5 protein-coding genes are annotated in these 3,924 nt (G+C 65.9%); all 5 read right to left on the bottom strand.

Going from position 1 to position 3,924, the window contains the following annotated elements:
* Positions 1–254, bottom strand: a 254-nt coding sequence (locus I55_RS28365) for a 2Fe-2S iron-sulfur cluster-binding protein (protein ID WP_044564087.1), incomplete at its 3' end; no start/stop codon positions are given.
* Positions 255–274: 20 nt separating this feature from the next.
* Positions 275–1,555, bottom strand: coding sequence for an NADH-quinone oxidoreductase subunit NuoF (gene nuoF / locus I55_RS28360; RefSeq protein ID WP_044564086.1), 1,281 nt, complete (start codon positions 1,553–1,555; stop codon positions 275–277).
* 5 nt (positions 1,556–1,560) lie between these two features.
* Positions 1,561–2,193: an NADH-quinone oxidoreductase subunit NuoE gene (gene nuoE / locus I55_RS28355; protein WP_044564085.1), complete on the bottom strand. Its 633-nt coding sequence runs from the start codon at positions 2,191–2,193 to the stop codon at positions 1,561–1,563.
* The gene (locus tag I55_RS28350; protein WP_044564084.1) at positions 2,190–3,383 is read right to left on the bottom strand and encodes an NADH-quinone oxidoreductase subunit D; all 1,194 of its coding nucleotides are present in this window, start codon (positions 3,381–3,383) and stop codon (positions 2,190–2,192) included. Before I55_RS28350 ends, nuoE begins: the two co-directional genes overlap by 4 nt.
* 8 nt (positions 3,384–3,391) lie before the next feature.
* Positions 3,392–3,924: NADH-quinone oxidoreductase subunit C (locus tag I55_RS28345; protein ID WP_044564083.1), on the bottom strand; the 533-nt coding region annotated here is incomplete at its 5' end.

Below are 3,924 nucleotides of genomic sequence, written 5' to 3'. Positions count from 1 at the left end.
CCCCTGCGCGCCTTGTGCACGGTCTCGGTGTCGGTCTTGATCACCATGCCTTCGCCGCAGGGCATGGCGCAGCTGGCGATGGGCTTGGGCGCCTTCTCCATCTCCACCAGGCACATGCGGCAGTTGGCCGGGACCGACAGCTTCTCGTGATAGCAGAAGCGCGGAACCTCGATGCCCAGCTGCTCGCAGGCCTGCAGCACGGAGGTGCCAGGCGCCACTTCAAGCTCGATACCGTCGATGGTCAGTTTCGGCATGTCTCAAATCCTTCCGCCGCTTACTCGGCAGCGATGCTCTGACGGTAGGCGGCGATGCGGGCTTCCATCTCCGGCCGGAAGTGCCGGATCAGGCCCTGCACCGGCCAAGCGGCGGCGTCACCCAGGGCGCAGATGGTGCGGCCCTCGATCTGCTTGGTCACGTCGTACAGCATGTCGATCTCGTCCAGGCGGGCCTGGCCGCGGACCATGCGGTCCATGACGCGGGCCAGCCAGCCCGTGCCCTCACGGCAGGGCGTGCACTGGCCGCAGCTCTCATGCATGTAGAACTTGGACAGGCGGGCGATGGCCTTCACGATGTCGGTGGACTTGTCCATGACGATCACGGCGGCGGTGCCCAAGCCGGACCCGACCTCGCGCAGGCTGTCGAAGTCCATCAGCACGGTGTCGCACACGCTCTTGGGCATCACCGGCACGGAGGAGCCGCCGGGAATGACCGCCAACAAGTTGTCCCAACCGCCGCGCACGCCGCCGGCGTGACGCTCGATCAGTTCCTTCAGCGGGATGCCCATCTCCTCTTCCACGTTGCACGGCTTGTTCACGTGGCCGGAGATGCAGAACAGCTTGGTGCCCACGTTCTTCGGACGGCCGATTCCGGCGAACCACGCGGGACCACGACGCAGGATGGTGGGCACGCCCGCGATGCTTTCCACGTTGTTGACCGTGGTCGGGCGGGAGTACAGGCCGGCGTTGGCGGGGAATGGGGGCTTGTTGCGCGGCTGGCCCTTCTTGCCCTCGATGGACTCGATGAGCGCGGTTTCCTCGCCGCAGATGTAAGCGCCAGCCCCCTTGTGCAGGTAGATGTCGTAGTCGTAGCCGCTGCCGCAGGCGTTCTTGCCGATCAGGCCGGCGGCATAGGCCTCGTCGATGGCGACCTGGACGTTGGACGCCTCATTGTAGAACTCGCCCCGGATATAGATGTAGCAGGCGGTGGCGCCGATGGCGAAACCAGCGATCAGGCAGCCTTCGATCAGCTTGTGCGGATCGTGGCGCAGGATCTCGCGGTCCTTGCAGGTGCCGGGCTCGCCCTCGTCGGCGTTGATGACCAGGTAGACGGGGCCTTCCACCTTCTTCGGCATGAAGGACCACTTCAGGCCGGTGGAGAAGCCGGCGCCGCCACGGCCACGCATGCCGGATTCCTTCACCTGCTCGATGATGGTCTCGCGGCCCCGGGCCAGGATGTCCTTCGTGCCGTCCCAGTCGCCGCGCTTGCGGGCGGCATCCAGGCGGAAATCCTCAAAGCCGTAGAGGTTGGTGTAGATGCGGTCTTCGTCGCGCAACATCGGCCTTACTCCTGCGACGCCGGCTTGACGCCGTTACGCTGCGCCATCTCGATCAGCGTCGTCGGACCGCCGATGGGCGCGGAATTGATACGGCCGTTCTGCGGGCCGGGCTTGGGCTTCTCGCCCCGGATCAGGGTGTCCAGCAGCGCTTCGGTGGAGGCCGCGTCCAAATCCTCGTAGTAGATGTCGTCCAGCGAGATCACGGGGGCGTTGACGCAGGCGCCGGCGCATTCCACCTCGACCACGGTGAACTGGCCGTCGGCGGTGGTCTCACCCGGGCCGATGCCCAGCTTGCGCTTGCACGCCGCCAGCACCTCGTCCGAACCGCGCAGCCAGCAGGGGGTGGTCGTGCAAACCTGCACGAAGTGCCTGCCCACCGGCTTCAGGTTGTACATGGTGTAGAAGCTGGCGACCTCGTACACGCGGATGGGGGCCATGCCCAGCATGCCGGCGACGTAGTCCATGGCTGCACGGGGCAGCCAGTTGTGGTGCTGGCGCTGGGCCAGATCCAGCAGGGGCATCACGGCGCTCGCCTGGCGGCCTTCCGGATACTTGGCGATGATCCGCTGGGCCAGGGCCAGGTTGTCGGCGGTGAATTCGAAGGTCGCCGGACCGGCTGGGGTCTCGGAAGCGCTCATCGGTCGATCTCTCCGAACACGACGTCGATGGAACCGATGATCGCGACGGCGTCGGCGAGCATGTGGCCCCGGGACATGAAATCAACACCCTGCAGATGGGCGATGCCCGTCGGCCGGATCTTGCAACGATAGGGACGGTTGCTGCCGTCGGACACCAGGTACACGCCGAATTCACCCTTGGGCGATTCCGTGGCGGTGTAGGTCTCGCCGGCCGGGACGTGATAGCCCTCGGTGTACAGCTTGAAATGATGGATCAGCGATTCCATCGAGCGCTTCATGTCGCCCCGCGGCGGCGGCGCGATCTTGCGGTCGTCCACCTTGATGGCGCCCGGGGTCTGACGCAGCTTGGCGATGGCCTGCTGGACGATGCGGTTGGACTGCCGCATCTCCTCCACCCGCACCAGGTAGCGGGCGTAGCAGTCGCCCGTCTTGCCCACGGCCACGTCGAAGTCGTACTCGGCATAGGTGTCGTAGGGCTGGGCCTTGCGCAGATCCCACGGGATGCCGGAGGCGCGCAGCACCGGGCCGGTGAAGCCCCAGGCCAGCGCCTCCTCACCCGAGACGATGCCGATGTCAACCAGGCGCTGCTTGAAGATGCGGTTGGCCGTCAGCAGGCCCTCCACATCGTCGACGAACTTCTCGAACTTGGCCGAATAGGCCTCGATGTCGTCCAGCAGGCCGGCCGGAAGGTCCTGGTGGACGCCGCCGACGCGGAAGTAGTTGGCGTGCATCCGGGCACCCGACACCCGCTCATAGAACTCCATGAGCAGTTCGCGCTCCTCGAAGCCCCACAGGGCGGGGGTCAGCGCGCCCACGTCCATGGCGAACGTGGTGACGTTCAGCAGGTGGTTCAGGATGCGGGTCAGCTCGGCGAACAGCACGCGGATGTGCTGGGCGCGCTTGGGCGGGGCGATGCCCAGCAGCTTCTCCGCGGCCAGCACGAAGCTGTGCTCCTCCGACATCGGGGACACGTAGTCCAGCCGGTCGAAGTAGGGCATCGCCTGGATATAGGTCTTGTACTCGATCAGCTTCTCGGTGCCGCGATGCAGCAGACCGATGTGCGGGTCCGCCCGCTCCACGATCTCGCCGTCCATCTCCAGAACCAGGCGCAACACGCCGTGGGCGGCAGGGTGCTGCGGCCCGAAGTTCATCGTGTAGGGTTTGATTTGGTTTTCGACAGGATTGGCCATGGCCGATCTCACTTCTTCACGCCGCCGTCGCGCAACGACGCGCCCAGCGGAATGACCGCCTTCTCGTCGCCCGGCAGTTGCACATCGGTCATCGCCTCCCAAGGCGACATGAAATCAAAGGCCCGGAAGTCCTGCGTCAGCTTCACCGGCTCATAGACGACGCGCTTCTGCTCGTCATCGTAGCGGACCTCGACGTAACCCGTCAGGGGGAAGTCTTTGCGCAGGGGGTGGCCTTCGAAGCCGTAGTCGGTCAGGATGCGGCGCAGGTCGGGATGGCCCGAGAAGAACACGCCGAACATGTCCCAGGTCTCGCGCTCGTACCAGCCGGCGGCCGGGAACAGCGGGACGCAGGACGGGACGGGCGTGTCCTCATCCGTGGTGACCTTCACCCGCGCGCGCAGGTTCTTGGACACCGACAGCAGCATGTAGTTGACCTCGAACCGCTCAGCCTTCGACGGGCAGTCGACGGCGGTGATGTCCACCAACTGGGTGCACCGGCAGCCGGGATCGTCGCGCAGCAAGGTCAGGGTCTGCAGCAGGC

The organism is Azospirillum sp. B4 (genome assembly GCF_000333275.1).
In the GTDB taxonomy this organism is placed as follows: domain Bacteria; phylum Pseudomonadota; class Alphaproteobacteria; order Azospirillales; family Azospirillaceae; genus Nitrospirillum.
This window is presented reverse-complemented; position numbering and strand designations above follow the sequence as displayed.